At 68.0% G+C, this 18,882-nt stretch carries 17 protein-coding genes; 8 read left to right on the top strand and 9 right to left on the bottom strand.

The genetic code is table 11. The annotated features are described in order from the left end of the window. Window positions 1-51: 51 nt before the first annotated feature. Together ASF80_RS04135 and ASF80_RS04130 are read right to left on the bottom strand one after the other, a co-directional pair. Window positions 52-771: a YcnI family protein gene (locus tag ASF80_RS04135; RefSeq protein WP_056308234.1), complete on the bottom strand. Its 720-nt coding sequence runs from the start codon at window positions 769-771 to the stop codon at window positions 52-54. 91 nt (window positions 772-862) lie between these two features. Further along, window positions 863-1,435: a hypothetical protein gene (locus tag ASF80_RS04130; protein ID WP_056308232.1), complete on the bottom strand. Its 573-nt coding sequence runs from the start codon at window positions 1,433-1,435 to the stop codon at window positions 863-865. Between the two features lie 82 nt (window positions 1,436-1,517). Here ASF80_RS04130 and ASF80_RS04125 point away from each other — a divergent pair, with 82 nt between their 5' ends. Beyond that, entirely contained in the window at window positions 1,518-2,834 is a 1,317-nt protein-coding gene (locus tag ASF80_RS04125; RefSeq protein WP_120493112.1) for a M50 family metallopeptidase, read from the top strand. A 21-nt stretch (window positions 2,835-2,855) separates the two neighbouring features. Here the strand turns inward: ASF80_RS04125 and ASF80_RS04120 are convergent, their stop codons facing one another. Next, window positions 2,856-4,739, bottom strand: coding sequence for a chorismate-binding protein (locus ASF80_RS04120; RefSeq protein ID WP_056308230.1), 1,884 nt, complete (start codon window positions 4,737-4,739; stop codon window positions 2,856-2,858). 231 nt (window positions 4,740-4,970) lie between these two features. On the opposite strand from ASF80_RS04120, the gene ispG reads away from it, so the two are divergent. Genes ispG through ASF80_RS04105 form a run of 3 tightly spaced genes read left to right on the top strand, consistent with a single transcriptional unit; the run spans window position 4,971 to window position 7,405 of the window. Continuing rightward, entirely contained in the window at window positions 4,971-6,122 is a 1,152-nt protein-coding gene (gene ispG / locus ASF80_RS04115; RefSeq protein WP_187249498.1) for a flavodoxin-dependent (E)-4-hydroxy-3-methylbut-2-enyl-diphosphate synthase, read from the top strand. Between the two features lie 17 nt (window positions 6,123-6,139). Then, the gene (locus ASF80_RS04110; RefSeq protein ID WP_056308228.1) at window positions 6,140-6,478 is read left to right on the top strand and encodes a nuclear transport factor 2 family protein; all 339 of its coding nucleotides are present in this window, start codon (window positions 6,140-6,142) and stop codon (window positions 6,476-6,478) included. 60 nt (window positions 6,479-6,538) lie between these two features. Next, window positions 6,539-7,405 carry a hypothetical protein gene (locus ASF80_RS04105; protein WP_056308226.1) on the top strand — a complete coding sequence of 289 codons (867 nt, stop codon included), beginning with the start codon at window positions 6,539-6,541 and terminating at the stop codon, window positions 7,403-7,405. A 23-nt stretch (window positions 7,406-7,428) separates the two neighbouring features. On the opposite strand, the gene ASF80_RS04100 is transcribed toward ASF80_RS04105, so the two are convergent. From ASF80_RS04100 to ASF80_RS04080, 4 genes are all read right to left on the bottom strand, one after another. Further along, entirely contained in the window at window positions 7,429-8,121 is a 693-nt protein-coding gene (locus tag ASF80_RS04100; RefSeq protein ID WP_157520973.1) for a nucleotidyltransferase domain-containing protein, read from the bottom strand. Between the two features lie 37 nt (window positions 8,122-8,158). Then, window positions 8,159-9,067: an NUDIX domain-containing protein gene (locus ASF80_RS19235; RefSeq protein ID WP_082488177.1), complete on the bottom strand. Its 909-nt coding sequence runs from the start codon at window positions 9,065-9,067 to the stop codon at window positions 8,159-8,161. 18 nt (window positions 9,068-9,085) lie between these two features. Beyond that, window positions 9,086-10,501, bottom strand: a complete 1,416-nt coding sequence (locus ASF80_RS04085) for an RNB domain-containing ribonuclease (RefSeq protein WP_056308222.1) — start codon at window positions 10,499-10,501, stop codon at window positions 9,086-9,088. An 81-nt stretch (window positions 10,502-10,582) separates the two neighbouring features. Then, a complete protein-coding gene (locus ASF80_RS04080) occupies window positions 10,583-11,884 on the bottom strand; it encodes an HNH endonuclease signature motif containing protein (protein WP_056308220.1) in 1,302 nt (433 codons plus the stop codon). 218 nt (window positions 11,885-12,102) lie between these two features. Between ASF80_RS04080 and ASF80_RS04075 the strand changes: the two genes are divergently transcribed. Further along, window positions 12,103-12,873, top strand: a complete 771-nt coding sequence (locus tag ASF80_RS04075) for an isocitrate lyase/PEP mutase family protein (RefSeq protein ID WP_056308218.1) — start codon at window positions 12,103-12,105, stop codon at window positions 12,871-12,873. 42 nt (window positions 12,874-12,915) lie between these two features. Further along, window positions 12,916-14,673: a proline--tRNA ligase gene (locus tag ASF80_RS04070; protein ID WP_056308216.1), complete on the top strand. Its 1,758-nt coding sequence runs from the start codon at window positions 12,916-12,918 to the stop codon at window positions 14,671-14,673. Window positions 14,674-14,741: 68 nt separating this feature from the next. Here ASF80_RS04070 and ASF80_RS04065 read toward each other — a convergent pair whose 3' ends face one another. Beyond that, window positions 14,742-15,245 (bottom strand): pyridoxamine 5'-phosphate oxidase family protein, encoded by a 504-nt coding sequence (locus ASF80_RS04065; RefSeq protein ID WP_056308214.1) that lies wholly within the window; start codon window positions 15,243-15,245, stop codon window positions 14,742-14,744. A gap of 118 nt (window positions 15,246-15,363) precedes the next feature. Between ASF80_RS04065 and ASF80_RS04060 the strand changes: the two genes are divergently transcribed. Next, a complete protein-coding gene (locus ASF80_RS04060; protein WP_056308212.1) occupies window positions 15,364-16,404 on the top strand; it encodes a TIGR00730 family Rossman fold protein in 1,041 nt (346 codons plus the stop codon). Here ASF80_RS04060 and ASF80_RS04055 read toward each other — a convergent pair. Further along, window positions 16,373-17,728, bottom strand: coding sequence for a flavin monoamine oxidase family protein (locus ASF80_RS04055; protein WP_056308210.1), 1,356 nt, complete (start codon window positions 17,726-17,728; stop codon window positions 16,373-16,375). The two genes, ASF80_RS04060 and ASF80_RS04055, sit on opposite strands and share 32 nt — an antisense overlap. 131 nt (window positions 17,729-17,859) lie before the next feature. Between ASF80_RS04055 and nusA the strand changes: the two genes are divergently transcribed. Next, window positions 17,860-18,843 (top strand): transcription termination factor NusA, encoded by a 984-nt coding sequence (nusA, locus tag ASF80_RS04050; RefSeq protein WP_056308208.1) that lies wholly within the window; start codon window positions 17,860-17,862, stop codon window positions 18,841-18,843. Window positions 18,844-18,882: the final 39 nt, after the last annotated feature.

Here is an 18,882-nt window from a genome sequence, read left to right as displayed (position 1 = left end):
GGTGCGGCACGTCTCCTCGGCCCCATCGAGCCGAGGAGACGCGCCGGGACGTCACACCTTGCGGCGGTAGGCCAGCACGGAGACGATGAGCGCGGCGACGCCCGCGACGAGGCCGCCTGCGCCCAGCGCCGTGCCGAGCGCGTTCGAAGCCCCTGACTCATCGGCGGCAGCAGAATCGGCGTCGTCCGCGTCTTCGGCGTCGTTCGCAGCGTCGTGCTCGCCGTGACCGTCTGCGGCCGCGGCGGCGACCTCGACCACGGGAGCTGGCGCGTCGAGGCTGTGCGGGTCCTCGCCATCCTCTGCGAGCTGCGTCCATTCGGTGCTGCCGTCGACGCAGGTCTGGATCACGGGGAACGCGAGGGAATCGGGGGTGTTCTCGTCGAGCCCGACAGACATGCTGACGGCGCCGCGCAGCTCGTTCGGCACCGGTGTCACGGCGGTGTAGGTCACGGCGCTGACGAGGCCGTCGTCGCCCTTCTCGATGTCGATCGTCCAGTCGCTGTCCATGGTGGGTGCGACCGAGGCGAGCCCCTCGGGCATCGTGACCTTCAGCGAGGTGGTGGGTGAGTTGTCACAGCCGTGGGCGAACGAGAAGGTGAGCACGCCGTGGTCTCCTGCGGTGAGCTCGTCCGGGCTGACGCTGACGTGGGCGCTGGCCATCGCGGGGATCGCGAGGGCCAGCACGGCGCCTCCGATGAGTCCGGCGGCGACGTTGCGGCGGGTGGTGGGGGTGCGGCGGGCGCTGGTGTTGCGACGGGTGGTGGAACGCATGGTGGAACTCCTGATTGCTGTCGTGCGGGCGCGCAGAGATGGGCGCGGCATCCGCGGGGTGAGGAAACGCCTCGGTGAGGCGATGTGACGATCAGATGATCGCCGGGGGGCCTCGACGCGACAGAGAGAGGGAGAGAGCGCGATCGACCAGCAGCGGCAGGGCGAAGACGGGAGGGGTCGGATGCCGGTGGCTCGCGCGGAAGGCGGTGACCGCACGGCGCAGCTGCGCCTGCATCCACCCGGCGACCGCACGCACCATCGATTCGCCGTGCCAGACCAGTGCGGTCGTCATCACCGCGGCACCCAGGTGGCCGATGACCATGAGCAGGTCGGGGGCGGTCGCCGCAGCCATCGGGCCGAGGGAGGCGAGATCGAGGTGATGCTGATGCCCGGAGAGCACGGTGGTCCCGGTCGGAGCGCCCAGCAGTTGGAACACGATGTGGAAGGCCGCCTGGCTGACCGACACGGTCGCCGCGACCCGGAGCCGTGAGGCGCGCCCGCCGATGATCAGAGCGGCGATCGGGACGACGAGCGTCATGACGGCGACGACGAGAAGCGGATGCGGCGCGGCACCCCCGGCGATCGTGTGAGACGTCGCAGCGAGGAGCGTGGCGACCGTCGATGCCGAAGCCGCGCGCAGGAGTCGCAGCTGGCGGGAGGTCACCCGACAAGCCTAATGGGCCTGCCCGGCGGGCCCTGTCGCGGCGTGGGGCTTATTCCTAGGCTGCGAGCACTAGCTTGGGGGAGTGGAAGCACTGCTCTATCTGGGTGGCATCGTGTTCATGCTGATCGGCCTCGGCCTCTCGATCGGCCTGCACGAGGTCGGCCACCTCCTGCCCGCGAAGCTCTTCGGGGTTCGTGTCGGCCAGTACATGATCGGCTTCGGTCCGAGGCTCTGGTCCAAGCGGATCGGCGAGACGGAGTACGGCTTCAAGCTCCTGCCGCTCGGCGGCTTCATCTCGATGTCGGGGATGTACCCGGCATCCACAGCATCGGGACCCGCGAAGGGCGTTTTCCGGGCTCTCGTGCAGGACGCACGATCCGCGAATGACGAGACGATCGCGGAGGGCGCAGAGGATCGGGTCTTCTACCGCCTGCCCGTGTGGAAGCGCGTCATCGTGATGCTCGGCGGCCCTTTGATGAACCTCCTCCTCGCGATCGTGATCTTCACCGTCCTGGTGTCGGGTATCGGCGTGCAGCAGGGAACCACGACGATCGCATCCGTCAGCGAGTGCGTGCTTCCGGCCGGTTCCACGGCGACGGAGTGCTCGGCCGATGATCCGGCGACGCCCGCCGCGGAGGCGGGAATCAAGCCTCGCGATGTGCTGGTGTCCGTGGGAGGTCAGCCGGTGTCGACCTTCGCGGAGGCGACCGCGATCGTGCAGGCGGCTCCTGGCGAGACGCTCGATCTCGTCGTACTCCGCGACGGGGCAGAGAAGACCCTGACCATCACGCCTATCGAGGCTGAGCGCACCATCACGGACGCGAGCGGTCAGCCGGTCATCGCAGGCGATGGTCAGCCCGTGGTCAAGGAGGTCGGCTACGTCGGCATGGGCGCGCAGATGGGCTTCGTGCAGCAGCCGTTGTCAGCAGGCCCGCAGATGGCGGGCGACACCGTGGCTCGCGTCGGCTCGATGATCCTGACGCTCCCCGTCCGTATCTGGGAGACCGGTGTCTCCCTGGTGACGGGCAGCGAGCGGGATCCGAACGGACCGCTGAGCGTCGTGGGCGTCGGTCGTATCGCCGGCGAGGTGGCGGCCACCGACGCGCCGGTCCTCAACCGCTTCTCGGTGCTGCTCGGCCTGCTCGGCTCGCTGAACGTCGCCCTCTTCGTGTTCAACCTGATCCCGTTGCTGCCGCTCGACGGAGGTCACGTCGTCGTCGCACTGTGGGACGGCATCCGTCGCGCCTGGGCGAAGCTGTTCCGTCGTCCGCCGCCCGCGCCCGTCGACGCCACCAGGCTGGTGCCGTTGACCGTCGTCGTCGCAACGCTGCTCATCGCGATGGGCGCGGTGCTGCTGCTCGCCGATCTCTTCAACCCGGTGAAACTCTTCGGGGGCTGAGCAGACCGGCCGCAGCGCCGCTCAGGCGAGCGCGTGCGAGACCAGACGCTCCAGAGTGCGGATGCCGTCGCGGGAGAGGATCGACTCCAGGTGGCCCTGCACCGATGCGAAGTGCTCGCCGCGGAGTGCGTAGACGTCTCCTGACGCGGGGTCGGCGGACACCTCGGCGGCACCCACGGACGTGGTCCCCGGTGCGACCCTGGCGGTGAAGGTGTTGTAGAAGCCGATCGACGCATCCTCGCCGAAGACGGGCACAGCCTTCTGCAAACCCTGATGCGGTGCACCGAGCGGGGCGAGGTCGATGCCGAGGCTGTCGCTGAGGATCTGATGGCTCAGGCAGACCGCGAGCAGCGGTGCGCCCGCGGCGACGCGGCCCGAGACGACCTGTCGCATCCGGGCGATGCGAGCACTGTCGGTGTCGCGAGGGTCGCCGGGGCCGGGGCCGGCGACGACGAGGTCGGCGGAGTCGAGCTCCGCATCGGTCACCTCGCTCCACGCCCGGATTGTGACGTCCAGCCCCAGGTGGCGGAGCTGGTGGGCGAGCATCGTCGTGAAACGGTCCTCGGCGTCGACCACGATCGACGTCTTCCCCGCGAACGGACCTGTGAGGTCGTCGCCCTGGGGGTTCAGCCAGAAGTCCGCGAGACGCGCGTTGCGCGAAGAGAGGAGCGCGGCCACCGTCGGGTCGGCGGCGAGGGACTGCGGTGCGCCCGGTGCATCCGCGTCCTCGCGTGCCTCAGCGGCACTGTCCCGGTCGATCGCGCCGATCGCGCCGAGCACTCCGGCCGCCTTGCCGTGTGTCTCGGACACCTCTCCGTGAGGGTCGGAGTGGCGCACGAGCGTAGCTCCCACGGGCACGCTGAGCGAGCCGTCCTTCAGATAGACGGTGCGGATGAGGATGGGGGCGTCGAGATCGTGCCCGCCTTCGACATTCGGGGTGAACAGCGCCGCGACACCGGAGTAGTACCCGCGGGGCTTCTTCTCGTGGCGGCGGATGACCGCGCACGCATTCTGCATCGGCGAGCCGGTGACGGTGGGCGCGAACATGGTCTCGCGGAGGATGTCGCGGGGGTCGAGCGCGCTGCGCCCGCGGAGCATGTACTCGGTGTGCGTGAGGCGCGACATCTCCTTGAGGTGCGGCCCGGTGATGCGACCGCCGTCGGAGCAGACGGCGCTCATCATCTTGAGCTCCTCGTCGACGACCATGAACAGCTCCTCCGTCTCCTTCGTGGAGGAGAGGAAGTCGACCAGCGTCTCCTTGGTGGCACCGCCGGCGGGGTGCCGGAAGGTGCCCGAGATCGGGTTCATCGTGACGACGCCGCCGCGGGCGACGACGTGCGCCTCGGGGCTCGCGCCGACGGCGATGTGCCCGGGCGTGACGACGGCGAAGGTCCAGTAGGCGCCGCGCTCGTGTGTGAGCAGGGCGCGGAACCACGTGAGGGCGGCAGTGCGGTCGTCGACGTCGATCTCGGCGGTGAAGTCGCGGCGGATCACGAAGTTGGCGCCTTCGCCTCGGCCGATCTCGTCGGCGATCACGGTCTCGACGATCGCGGCGTACTCCTCGTCTGCGATGTCGAATCCGCCGTCGCGCAGGGGGACGGCGGCGGCCGGCAGATCGGCGATCAGCGCAGGAGCCGGAAGATGCAGGTGCTCGTCGACCACGATGCAGCGCAGCGGCGCTCCGTCATCCTGGGCGACGAATCCGCGCTCGCGCACCTGGCGGTACGGCACCATGGCGAAGATCTCGCGCGGAGTCCCGTCGATCGTGAGCGGGATGTCGGCGAGCAGGTCGACGTCGACGACCTCGCCCGTGAGCAGCTCGACGGTGTCCGCGCCGTCGCGCGCGATCAGCACGAACGAGGCCGTGGGATCTGCGGTGAGCTCGGCAAGACGTGAGAGGGTCATCGGTGTCTCCTGTGCGTGGCTCCGGCTCGGCTCAACGAAAAGACCGCCCCGGAGGCGGTCTGGATTCGTGGGAACGCGAACACACCGCCTAAGAGGCGGGCCACCAGGTGAAGTTCGCGAGCATGGGCTGAAAACTATCACACCGTCGAATACTCACCCCGCCGTATGACCGGCGACCCGAGCCGTCCGACATCCAGCCTGTGTGCATCCAGGCGGCGTAGGCTGGGGATTGTGCCAGCAGTGAACCTTGGGATGCCGAAGATCCCCGAAGTCCTCGCCCCGCGACGGAAGTCTCGCCAGATAAAGGTGGGCAAGGTGCTCGTGGGCGGTGACGCTCCCGTCACCGTGCAGTCCATGACGACGACGAAGACGACGGACATCAACGCGACTCTCCAGCAGATCGCCGAGCTGACCGCATCCGGATGCGAGATCGTCCGTGTCGCCGTTCCTCATCAGGACGACGCCGACGCGCTGAAGATCATCGCGATGAAGAGTCAGATCCCGGTGATCGCGGACATCCATTTCCAGCCGCGCTACATCTACACCGCGATCGATGCCGGTTGCGGTGCCGTGCGCGTGAACCCGGGCAACATCCGCGAGTTCGACGGCAACGTCGGCAAGATCGCCGAGGCCGCCAAGGCTGCCGGCGTCTCACTGCGCATCGGCGTGAACGCCGGATCGCTCGACCGTCGCATCCTCACCAAGTACGGCAAAGCCACGGCAGAGGCGCTCGTCGAGAGCGCTGTCTGGGAGGCATCGCTGTTCGAGGAGCACGACTTCCACGACTTCAAGATCTCGGTCAAGCACAACGACCCCATCGTGATGGTGAAGGCCTACCGCCTGCTCGCCGAGCGAGGCGACTGGCCCCTGCACCTCGGCGTGACCGAGGCAGGGCCGGCGTTCCAGGGCACGATCAAGAGCGCCACGGCGTTCGGCATCCTCCTCGGCGAGGGCATCGGCGACACGATCCGTGTGTCCCTCTCGGCGCCGCCCGCCGAAGAGGTCAAGGTCGGGCACCAGATCCTGCAGTCGCTGAACCTCCGTGAGCGCAAGCTCGAGATCGTCTCGTGCCCGTCGTGCGGACGCGCGCAGGTCGACGTGTACACGCTCGCCGAGAACGTGACCGAGGGCCTCAAGGACATGACGGTGCCGCTGCGCGTCGCGGTCATGGGCTGCGTCGTGAACGGACCTGGCGAGGCTCGCGAGGCAGACCTCGGAGTCGCCTCCGGCAACGGCAAGGGCCAGATCTTCGTCAAGGGCGAGGTCATCAAGACCGTGCCTGAGGCCGACATCGTCGCGACACTGATCGAAGAGGCCAACCGGATCGCCGCGGACATGGGACCCGAGGCGCCGCTCGGCACCGCGCAGGTCGTCACGGTCTGAGTGTCGGGACGCGTGAGATGACGTCGCCGAAGCCGGCCGTACCAGCCCCCGTCCAGGCGCTGGTCGATGCGATCAACGCAGCCGACACCGATGCCTTCGTCGGTGCCTTCACTGAAGAGGGCTTCGTGAGCGACTGGGGCACCGTCAAAGCGGGGCGCGACGGCGTGCGCAGCTGGGCCGACACCGACGCGATCGGCGCCGGAGCCCGGATGACGGTCCTGTCCGCGACGACGGAGGGCGACACCACCCGCATCCGATTCGGGTGGACCAGCAGCGTCTTCACCGGAGAATCCGATGGGATCCTCGTCGTCGACGGGGACAGGCTCGCGAGCTTCACCATCCCGCCGTCCCACTGATTCGATCGCACGACCCCTCCTGCGGGGGCGGCGCTCGTCATGAACCTCTCAAGGAGCCCCATGTCCTCGTCAACCGTCGTGTCCTTCGCCGGCGGCGATGTCTCGGGATCGAGCACTGTCGCCCGGGTAGAATCGACGTCCGCGGGCACGGTCGTCGTCGTGGACGCGACGCCGTTCCATCCGGTCGATCACACCTGGCCGGATCAGCCGGGCGACAGCGGCGAGATCGCTATCGAGGGGGCCGCCGTCCGCGTCACCGAGGCTCTGATGGCCGCGGTGTCCGACGAGGGCGAGTTCGCGGTGGGATCCGACATCCCAGCGAAGCGCGGCGCTGAGGGCTGGACGTGGCTCGTCGGTCATCCGCTCGAAGGAGAGACCCCGTCCTGGCTGGTGGAGGGCGCACGCGTGGAACTGTCGGTCGACTCGTCCCGTCGGGCCGGTCTCAGCCGAGGTCACACCGCGTGTCATCTGGCGTCTCTGGCACTCGATCTTGCCCTTGCGGACTTGTGGCGCAAGGATCCGGGCGAGGATGCTCTGGGCGCGCCGAACTTCGAGGGCAAGGCCAATCAGTCCAGCCGGATCCACGCGGACGGCGCGGTCGACGAGTACCGCCTGGGCAAGAGCCTGCGCAGGGCGGGCTTCGACACCGAGACGTTCGCCGCGACACTCGCGGATCGTGAGGCGTCGATCAACGCCCGGCTGGCCGACTGGGTCGCGTCGGGTGCGTCGAGCCGCGTGGTGACCGAGGGCCCGACGATCGTGGATCGTCGCAGCTGGCACTGCGAGCTGCCCGAAGGGACGGCGGAGATCCTGTGCGGCGGCACGCACGTGGCATCCCTCACCGAGTTCGTCTCGATCTCGGTGACGCTCGACCTGACAGATCCGCAGCTTCTGGTCATGACGACGCGTGCCGTGCCCGCTTCCTGAGGTTGCTCAGCACACGAGATCGCTCAGCGCACGAAGCCGCTCTGCACCCGGCCGCCTGCGCGGTCGAGCTCGTCTTCGACACGGGCGGCGAACGTCGCGTAATCGCGGTCGAGCAGCGGGGTGCTCAGCAGCTCGGCGCGCTCGCTGCTGAAGTCCCGGAGCCGCCTCGGAAGCCATTTGCCCGTCGCGATCCAGCGTCCCTCGCTGAGGAGCATGAGCTCCGCGATCCTCTCGAACAGGATGGCGGCCTCGACCTGCTGCTCGAGGGGGTCTGCCGCATCCCTGAGGTCGTCGAGCACATCGGTGATGACGTAGCGACGGAAGGCGCACTCCTGCGTGCTGAGTGAGGGACCCGTGTCGAGGACCTTCTGCCAACGACGGCGGAGAGCGGCGAGGCGTCCGTCGTCTCGGATCGCGGTGCCTTCGATGAGCATGTGCACGGTCACCGGGCGGTGCTGTGCGATGCCTCGGTCGGCCCACTCGTCGAAACCCGCCGGTGTGTACGCGAACACCTCGAAGATCTCGCCCTCGAACACCTGAGTCGAGGCCTCGCTCGTCTGATCGTCGGCGTCGAAGAGCTCTTCTCCGAGGAGCAGCAGGTCGATGTCGCTCGTCGGGGTGCGCGCGCTGCGTGCGGTGCTTCCCGCCACGATGGCGACGGCTGCGCCTGGGTAGCGGGCGGCGACGAATCGTTCAGCGACAGTGAAGTGGTCCACGTCGCAAGAGTAACGACCGTCCGTGCGCGTTCCGGCGTCAGCGGAGCGCTGCGCCGAGTCGAGCACCGAGGCCACCGGCGAGCACATGCGCCTGAGCGAGCGGGATCCACCGGCATGTCCATGAGATGGGAGAGTCGCCGGTCGCCGGATCGGCTTCGCCGGCCTGCCAGACAGCGGAGACCTCGGGATCAACGACCTCCAACCGGAAGAAATGTCGGAGTGCCACTTCATCGCGGAGCGGGGCGAGGTCGTAGAACTCGGTGCCGAGGCTGCGCGTCACGGCGCCGCGGAGTCCGGTCTCCTCGAACAATTCTCTCTCAGCCGCCTGTGCAGCGCTCTCGTCATCCCGCACGGTTCCCGCAGGGACCTGAACGCCGGTGGCGAGTATGTCGGTGTCGTCGTGGGTGAAGACGAGCAGGCGATCCTCCGCGATGACGTAGCACACGGCTTTCTCAACCACGCTCATCTGATCCGCTGCCAGCACCCCACCGGGGCGGCCGGCATCGCCGATGATCCTGTCGACCCATCGATCGCGCGGAAGTCGCGCGATCTCCGTCGTCGTGAACCACCCCGTTTCGATGAGCGCACCGTCTGTGAACTGCAACTCCGCGTCGACCGGAATCGAACACGAGTAGGCGATCGTCGTGTATCCGACACGATCGCCGTTCGGATAGCTCACGAGCAGATCCTCGCCTCCGTATGCCCCCACGATCCCGTGAATGGTGGCTGCGACGCCGATCTCCTCCCGCACTTCCCGCAGGACGGCGTCCTCCGGCTTCTCGAGTGGCTCGATTCCGCCGCCGAGGAGTCCCCACTCGCGCGCGTGCGCTTGCCGACACAGCAGAAATCGATCGTCCCGCCGGATGACCGCCGTGACGGCGGGGAGTAGAAGGAGAGCATGCCCCACGCGCCCACGGAGGTCGCTCAGGTATGGCGAGATCGGCATGGCCCAGAGCCTAGGCGGTCAGACCGAGAACTCGATCTCACCGCGGCTGATGTCGGCGCGCACGACATGCAGCTGCACGACGTCTCCGGGAACGGCGCCGTCCGGAATCGGGGCGGAAGCGGTGACGGCAGGGTCGGCGATCTGGACCGTCGCCCGCTCGCCGCGGATCTCGATCACGGTCGCATCGATCGTGGAGCCGACCAGGGGAGTCATCAGCGCAGCCTCGACGCAGTTGATCGTCGCGGAATCGAGCTTGGACGCGCGCTGACCGGACTCCTGCATCAGTGCCGGGAGACCAGCGAGGGACTCGCGGACCCAGACCGGCACCTCGCGCCCCTCGGACACGGCGAGGCAGATCGCGAGCGACCAGCGATCGACGAAACGGCGCAGAGGCGCCGTGGCGTGCGCGTACGGTGCGGCGATCGCCGCCTGCTCGATGTCGGACGGCACAGAGCCGTCGAAGGTCACGTAGCCCGCTCCGCGGAAGAGCGACGCCGCCGCCTCGAGGATCGGGAGGGTCATGGGGTCGGCGCGATCCAGTTCGCGCAGATAGTCGCCGTATCGGCCCGTCGTCCAGGGGCGGCCGAGCGCCTCTGTCTGATGACGGAACGCATCGAAGGACTTCTCGTCGGGCTGAGGCATCGTCCGCAGGATGCCGATGCCGGCCTCGATCATCAGGGAAGCTGCCGCCATACCCGTCATGAGGGACAGCTGAGCGTTCCATTCCTCGACGGGAAGCGGGTGCCGACGTTCGATCGAATAGGTTCCGTCGACTCCTCGCACGACCTCCTCGTCCGGGAGATTCAGGCTCGCGCCGCCTCGGATCTTCTCCTGTGCGATCCGCAGAGCGCCGATCTCCGGGAGCAGGGTGGCCGGGCCTTCCTCGCCCCGGTCGAGCGCCGCCTGGGTGCTGACGTAGTCGAGTTGCGCGCGCGAGCGGATCAGGGCCCGCTCCAGCCGGAAGTCCTCGACGACTCCCTCAGAATCGAGGGCGAAGGTCCAGACCAGCGCGGGGCGATCCACATCCGCCAGCAGCGACGCGCGATCCTCGCTCAGCACCTTCGGATGCAGGGGGACCGTGCCGTCCGCCGCATACAGCGTCTGGCCCCGACGACGGGCCTCCTCGTCCACCGCACCGCCGGGAGCCACGAATCCGGGCACATCGGCGATCGCATAGCGAACGGTGTATCCGCCTTCCCGCCGCTCGAGGTGGAAGGCCTGGTCGAGATCGCGAGACCCGCGCGGATCGAGCGTGGCGAACGGGACGTCGCGCAGGTCGATTTCTGGAGTCGCGGCTTCCGAAGCAGCAGCCTCGGCCAGCACCGCGGCGGAGAAATCTGCGGGAGCGTCCAGAGACTCCCGGAGAGCGGCGAGCGCTACGGAGAGTTCCGTCTGCGCGGCGGACGGAGCAACGTGGGATCGGCGCTGAGGCATGACCCCACACTATGTCGCCCGTTACGAGGGACGTGCGGCCGGCGGATCTCAACCGGCGGAATCCGCGCCGTCGGAGGATTATCAGAAGGGTGGTGTGTCGTCCTCCGTGACGATGTTGGTGTTCTGCACCGGGGGTTTGTCGAGGTAGGTCTGGCCTGTCGGGCTGGTCCAGGCGAAGACGCCGTCGCCGAGGTGTTCGACATGCCATGGTGTGCGGTGTTTGAGGGAGTGGTGGCGTCGGCAGAGATCACCGAGATTGTCGGCGTCGGTGGTTCCGCCTGTGGCATGGTCTCGCGTGTGGTCGATGTCGCAGTCTCGGGCGGAATATCCGCAGGCCGGGAACCGGCATCGCTGGTCTCGGGCTGTGAGGTGTCGTCTCACTGCGGCGGAGGGCCGGTAGCGGTCGACCGCGAGAAGCGCTCCGGTGATCGGATGTGTCAGGACGCGATCCCACCCGGCCGCCGTGCCGGCGAGCAACTGCGCGGTGCGGATGTCGATCGGGATGCACCCGTCGAGTTCGGCCGGGACAGTGCTCGCGCCGATCAGCGACATCACGGGGACGGTGATCGACACCGTCGCTCGGATGGCTCCGAGCATCCCCTCTGTGTCGTGCCCGGCCGGTGCGCCGGTCAGGAGAAGGTCGAGGGCGACGTCGGAGCGGGCCTGACCCCGCGTGCGCTCGTCACGGGATGATGCGTCCCGGGACGAGCGAGAACTGGATCCGTTCGACGAATCAGCGAGGGCCGCTTTCGCCATCGCGTCGACCCTCTCGAACGCGCCGTGCACGAGCGCGGCCGGGCCGAAGATGCTCAGCTCCGCCATCCCATCGGCCCGGTTCTTCACCCATACGCCACGCTGCTTGCGGGCATCGGCGTGGCGGGCGTCGATGCTGCGTGGCTGGAACCGGTCGGCTACTCGCCTCGCCATCCGCCCCACCCGATTCGGGGACTCGGTCTGCGCGAACGCGACCAGCCGCGCGGCATACGCATCGCGCGCGGCAGGATCTTCAAGGTGCCGACCCGCATCGACGATGACCCGCGCATGTGCGGCGCTGATGAGACCTGCACCTTGCGCCCGCCACACCCGCGGGAACCGAGACACGATGACCTCGGCATCGAGCATGCGCCGTTGCACAGTCCGATCGCTGACCCGCAGAGCGGCGCCGAATTCCGCCGCGACAGCCCGCGTAGCCAGATCGACTCCGTCTGCCGTCGCCTCCTCGACCTGCCCGGCCGCCTCGACGGCGATCCGCGACCCGAGAGCGAGGAGTCCGTCACGTGCGGCCAGCAACGACCCGATCGTGCGATCGACCTCGACGAGCATCTCGGTGACAGCGCCGAGCGCACCCAGCTGCTCCACCGTCGCGTCCATCAGTGCCGTCATGCCTGCATCACACCACGGACCACAGACATTCCCGCCCCAGATCAGGCGGGAAAACCCACGCCTAGGTCGAGAACATCGACATGCCAGAACACGACAATGACTTGCAGGGAGAACAGCACCGTGAGGTCCGAGTCGATGAACGTCGACGCACTGTCCGGAACCTGTGATTCGCGTGTCCGTCCGACCCAGACCGGAATACTGGGCGTTAGCGTGGAGGCATGACCACTGCTGCGAAGGCCAAGACCCTGATCGGACTCTACGAGGCTCCGGAGATCCTCCGTGTCGTGAATGTGTGGGACGTCGTGTCCGCCCGCGCCGTCGCGAAGCTTCCCGAGACGAAGGCGATCGCCACCGCGGGGCATGGCATCGCCGCCTCGTTCGGATTCGAGGACGGCACCATCACCCGCGACATCATGATCGACATGGTCGGGCGCATCGCGGCATCCGTCTCCGTTCCTGTGACCGCTGATCTCGATGACGGTTACGGTGACGCAGGCGAGACCACGCGTCTCGCGATCGGCGCAGGCGTGGTGGGTGCGAACGTCGAAGACCGCCTCAAGCCGTTCGACGAGTCGGTCGCGGCTGTCGAGGCGATCGTCAAGGCAGCCGAGGCCGAGGGCGTGCCCTTCGCCCTCAACGCCCGCACCGACGCGTTCGTGCGTGCGGGCCACCGGCCGGTCGCCGAGAGCGTCGCCGACGCGATCCAGCGCGGCCGTGCGTTCCTCGACGCCGGAGCCACCGCCGTCTTCGTTCCCGGGATGCTCGACGCGAACATCACCCGTCAGCTCGTCGAGGGCCTCGGCGAGGGCAAGCTCAGCGTCATCGGGCTGCCCGGCACCCTCGCGGCGTCGGAGTACGAGAAGCTCGGCGTCGCTCGCATCTCCTACGGACCCCTTCCGCAGCGCGTGGCGCTCACCGCCGTGCAGGACCTCGCGGCGAGCCTGTACGCCGGCGGCGTGATCCCCAACGGACTCCCCGCACTCAACTGACGCATCGGGAAACGAGTGACCACCGGTCAGTAGACTTGCCCCGTGGTCACTCGTCTTTCGAAATTCTTCCTCCGCACGCTCCGTGAAGACCCTGCAGGCGCAGAGGTCGCGAGCCACAAGCTGCTGATCCGCGCCGGGTACATCCGACCGCAGGCTGCCGGCATCTTCGCGTGGCTCCCGCTGGGGCTCCGCGTGAAGGCCAAGATCGAGACCGTCGTCCGCGAGGAGATGGCCGCAGCAGGCGCGCAGGAGGTGCACTTCCCGGCTCTGATGCCGCGCGAGTCGTATGAGGCGACCGGGCGGTGGGACGAGTACGGCGACCTGCTGTTCCGTCTCCAGGACCGCAAGGGCGGCGACTACCTGCTCGCCCCGACGCACGAGGAAGCCTTCACGCTGCTCGTGAAGGACCTGTACTCGTCGTACAAGGACCTTCCCCTCACGCTCTACCAGATCCAGGACAAGTACCGCGATGAGGCCCGTCCCCGGGCAGGTCTGCTTCGCGGACGCGAGTTCACGATGAAGGACGCCTACTCGTTCGATTCGTCCGATGAGGGCCTCGACGTCAGCTACCAGGCTCAGCGCGATGCCTACGAGCGCATCTTCCAGCGCCTGGGCCTCGAGTACGTCATCGTCCAGGCGGATGCCGGAGCGATGGGAGGCTCGCGGAGCGAGGAATTCCTGCACCCGACTCCCGTCGGCGAGGACACGTTCGTCCGCAGCGGCGGCGGATACGCCGCCAATGTGGAGGCGTTCACGACCGCAGTACCCGACGCGATCGCGTTCGACGCGGATGCGACACCGGTGATCTTCGACTCGCCGGACACGCCCACGATCGAGACTCTCGTCGCGCACTCGAACGCGCACCTGGACGGCGACTACACCGCAGCGGACACGCTCAAGAACGTCGTGCTCGCCCTCACGCACCTCGACGGCACCCGTGAGCTCGTCGTCGTCGGCATCCCCGGCGACCGCGAGGTCGATGAGAAGCGGGCCGAGGTCGCGTTCGCGCCCGCAGAGGTCGAGACCGCCACGGCAGACGACTTCGAGAAGAATCCGCTGCTCGTCAAGGGCTACATCGGCCCCTGGTCACCCACGGGGGCTGTGCTCGGCGAGGAATCGGCTACCGGCATCCGCTACCTGGTCGACCCCCGTGTGAGCGAGGGGACGAGCTGGATCACCGGTGCGAACCTGGACGAGAAGCACGCGCATTCGGTCGTCGCAGGGCGTGACTTCTTCGCCGACGGCATCGTCGAGATCGCCAACGTCCGCGCGGGCGATCCGGCTCCTGACGGCTCCGGTCCGGTCGAGCTCGCACGCGGTATGGAGATCGGCCACGTGTTCCAGCTGGGTCGCAAATATGCGGAAGCGCTCGGACTCAAGGTGCTGAACGAGAACGGCAAGCTCGTCACCGTCACGATGGGGTCGTACGGCATCGGCGTGACGCGCATCCTGGCGATCATCGCTGAGCTGAACAACGATGCGAAGGGGCTCATCTGGCCCGCATCCGTCGCCCCGTTCGACGTGCAGGTCGTCGCCGCAGGCCGCGACCAGGTCGCATTCGACGTCGCAGCCGACCTGTCGGCGCAGCTGGAGTCCGCGGGGCTCGACGTGCTCTACGACGACCGCCCGAAGGTCTCGCCCGGAGTCAAGTTCGGCGACGCCGAGCTCGTCGGCGTTCCGAAGATCGTCATCGTGGGCCGCGGCGCCGCCGAGGGCCAGGTCGAGCTGTGGGATCGCAGCACCGGTGAGCGCGACGCCGTGTCGGTGGCCGAGGCCATCGAAAGGCTCAGCCGGCGCTGATCGCCGTCATCAGAATGCCGCGCATCCCCATTCCGGGGTGCGCGGCGTTCTCATGAGCGAGTCGGGCGTCAGCAGACGATGTGCCCGTGGTTCATGATGTCGTCATCGGGTGTGTCCTTGGTGACGAGCGACTTCAGTGCGCCCGCTGCCATGGCGATCTTCCCCTTCGCGGGCTCCCAGAACTCGCTCACGGTCGGTGTCACCTTGAGCAGGGCGATTCCGGGGGTGTCGAGGCCGTCCGCGAACCAGATCTCCAGCGAGGGGGAGTAGAGCTCCTCCATCTTCGCGCGGTCGTGCACGATCGTCGCTTTGCCTGCGACCGAGACGTAGCGCATCCCCTTGGCATCGCAGTACGACAATCCGACGTCGTGGTGCTTGCGTGCTTCGTCGACCTTCTCGGTGTCTTCCGCAGTGAAGAACCAGATGTCGCCGGCGTCGTCCATCTGCCGCGTCGACATGGGGCGGCTCACGAGATTGCCGTCGTCGTCTGTCGTCGTCAGCATCGTGAAGTCGATGTCCTCCACGAGCTCGGCGACTCGGGCCAGGGCTTCAGGTCCAGTGATCTCTGTCATGTCGACAGCTTCGTACTCGTGTGACCGCGAGGCACGGGGATTGACAGGAAGAGCGCCACATGATCGCGAGCGGCGTTGCGCCGCACATGCGTCAGGCCACGCGTGACAGTCTGGAGACATGACCGAGGAACCGCTGCCGGAATCGCTGAGCTCCGAGATCAACGCCGTGCTGGACGAGGCCGGCGTCAAGACCGATCGGCGTCTGGTGATGCGCATGATGCGTACGGCGATCCTGCTGGGCGAGGACGGCACCAACAGGCTCGACCTCAAGATCGCGTCCGCGGCGCTGGCCGAGATGCGCGACGCCTTTCGGCTTTTCGCGCCTTTCGAGGGAGTGCCGAAGGTCACCGTCTTCGGATCGGCCCGCACGCGGCAGGACGATCCGCTCTACGTCCAGGCGCGAGCCGTCGCTGAGGCTCTCGCCGCGGACGGCTGGATGGTCGTGACGGGCGCCGGCCCCGGAATCATGCAGGCGGCGGCTGAAGGCGCGGGTCCTGCGCTCTCGTTGGGCGTCTCGATCCGGCTGCCGTTCGAGGAGAAGGCGAACAGCCTCGTCGCGGGAAGCGACCATGTCGTCGCGATGAAGTACTTCTTCACCCGCAAGCTCATGCTCATCAAGGAGTCCATCGGCTTCATCTGCCTTCCGGGCGGATTCGGCACTCTGGACGAGATGTTCGAGCTCCTGACTCTGCAGCAGACGGGCAAGGCCGAGCCGACGCCCATCGTGCTGCTCGACGAACCCGGCGGTACGTTCTGGAACGGGCTCAAGCGCTTCATCGACGAGGATCTCGCGCCGACCGGTGTGATCTCCGAAGGCGACTTCGACCGTGTCGTCATCACGGACTCGGTCGAGTCGGCGGCCGCGGTGATCGCCGGCTTCTGGCGCAACTACGATTCGCTGCGCTGGGTGGGGGACACCCTGGTGCTCCGCCTCCGCACCGAACCGACAGATACCGAGCTCGATCGTCTGAACGAGCAGTTCGCCGGGATGCTGGTGAGCGGCCGTATCGAGCGATCCGCGCCCCGGTCGCCCGAGGTCGCCGACGACGACGTGCTGCACCTGCCTCGGCTCGCGCTTCACCTCGATCAGCGCCAGGTCGGCAACCTGTTCCGTCTGATCGGTGCGATCAACTCGCTGGATTCTGCTCCCGCGCTCTGATCCCTGCCGCGAACGAGGCGAGATCGACCTCGTGCCCGAGGATGCGTTCGGCCGCGCGGTGGCCTGAGTAGTAGGCGGCCCCCACCGTGGCGGGCTCATCGCCCCAGGTGGCCTCGCCCGCGAAGTGCAGCACTCCGTCGACGGGGCCGGCCGCGTCGTCGTGGTCGTGATGCGATGACCCGACAGCCAGGTGCGAGTACGACCCGTTCGAGAACGGATCGTGTCCCCAGCGGGTGATCCAGTGCGCTGTGGGCGCCCCGACGGCGTCGCCGTACAGCGTGCGCAGCGCGCCGAGCACGTCTGCGACGATCTCCTCGTCGGCGAGTTCCTGCATCCGACGTCCGAACGGGCCGGCGGCGAAGGTGAGGAGGGTGGGCAGCCCGCTGACCGCCGACACGTCGTACCAGGAGTGCCAGTGCTCCCCGGCCTCGCCGAGCGCTCGGATCACATAGCTCTCCTCGTCCCAGAAGCGCTCCGGGAACTGGATGAAGATCTTGTTGAAGACGCCCATGCCGAGACGCTCGACGGGACCCGTGACGGCGTCGGGCAGGGGTGGGCTGAAGTCGATCGAACCGGCCTTGAGCACGCCGAGCGGCACCGTGACCAGCCCGCTGCGGGCGGAGAAGTCGCCGGCGTCGGTCGTGACGACGACCCCGTCCGGCGTCCGAGCGACCCGCGTCACGATGTGCTCGAGCCGGATGTCGAGCCCCTCGGCGATACGACGGGGGATCTCGTCGTAACCGCGCGGGAAGATCACCTCGTCGCCGTCGATGGCGTCTTCGTCGAGTCCGTGCGCGTCGAGGTCGCCGATCCAGGCTCCGCACTGCTCCTCGACGCGGTGTCGGAAGAACTCGCGGACCTCGTCGATGCGCTCCGGATCGAAACCGGAGCGGTCGAGCGCCCGCTCGGTCACATCGAGGTACGTGTCGCCGGGGGAGGACGTGGCGATCTCCTCGACCAGCAGGCGGTCGGCCGCGGCGACGTCTTCGATCCACTGCGCCGTACTCGCGGCATCCATCGGCGTGCCGTTCCCGTCGAAGTTCTCGATCGGGCGGCCACCGGCCTGAAAGCTGCCGACCGTGTACTCGATCGTGGGGATGTCCAGGGCCTGCACGAGGTCCCAGAGGCGCGAGCCGTCGATGCCGTGCACCCAGGACGCTCCGAGGTCTACGGGGAAGCCGGCCGTCCGGTCGGTGTTCATCCGACCCCCGACGCGATCGCGAGCCTCCAGCACCAGGACCCTCTCGCCGGCGTCGGAGAGCATCCTCGCGGCCGTCACTCCCGACATCCCTGCTCCGATGACGATGGCGTCGTACGTGGTCACTGGGTCCTCCTGCGGTCCTGGCGCCGCGGCGCTGCGGCGGCCGCCGTGGCATGGGGCGGTGGGCACAGGGTATCGTGGTACGGATGTCGTGCGAGCACACCCGCGCGACGAGAGCTGAATAGGGAGCCGTCATGGATATCGAACTGAGTCTGCTGCGTGGGATCGAGAAGGAGAAGGCGATTCCCTTCGATGAACTCGTCTCGATCATCGAACAGGCCATCCTGACCGCGTACTCGAAGCACGTCTCCGCAGACGGAGCCACCCCCGAAGGGGTTCGCGTGGAACTCGATCGTCGGACCGGGCACGTCGCCGTGCTGCAGGTCGTCAAGGACGAAGAGGGCGCGATCATCGGCGAAGAGGATGCCACGCCCGACGACTTCGGACGCATCGCGGCCTTCGCCGCCAAGCAGGTCATCAGCCAGCGTCTGCGCGACATCGCGGACGACGTCGTTCTCGGTGACTTCAAGGACAAGGAAGGCGACATCGTCGCCGGAGTGATCCAGCAGGGCCCGAATCCCCGCATGATCCACGTCGACCTCGGGGCCGTCGAGGCGATCCTTCCTCCCGAGGAGCAGGTGCCGGGCGAGGAGTACACGCACGGGTCGCGCCTCCGGGTGTACGTGACCAGTGTCGCGAAGGGTCTCAAGGGGCCACAGATCACCGTCTCGCGTACGCACCCTGGGCTCGTCCGCAAGCTGTTCGCGCTGGAGGTCCCCGAGATCGCCGCCGGACTCGTCGAGATCGTCTCGCTGGCCCGCGAGGCCGGCCACCGTACGAAGATCGCCGTTCGGGCCAACGACCCGGCCATCAACGCCAAGGGTGCCTGCATCGGTGAGATGGGCCGTCGCGTCCGTGCCGTCACCGAAGAGCTCGCGGGGGAGAAGATCGACATCGTCGACTTCGATCCGGAACTCGCGCCCTTCGTCGCGAACGCCCTCTCGCCCGCCAAGGTGACGAGCGCGTTCATCCTCGACGCGAACACCAAGGCCGTGCGCGCCCTGGTGCCCGACTACCAGCTCTCGCTCGCGATCGGCAAGGAGGGGCAGAACGCCCGCCTCGCCGCCAAGCTCACGGGCGCGAAGATCGATATTCAGCCCGACAGCGTCCTGGACTGACCGCTCGTCACGTCCGGCTCGCGCCCCTCGCGTGAGTCG

The organism is Microbacterium sp. Leaf159 (genome assembly GCF_001423615.1).
Classification (GTDB): Bacteria; Actinomycetota; Actinomycetes; order Actinomycetales; family Microbacteriaceae; genus Microbacterium.
This window is presented reverse-complemented; position numbering and strand designations above follow the sequence as displayed.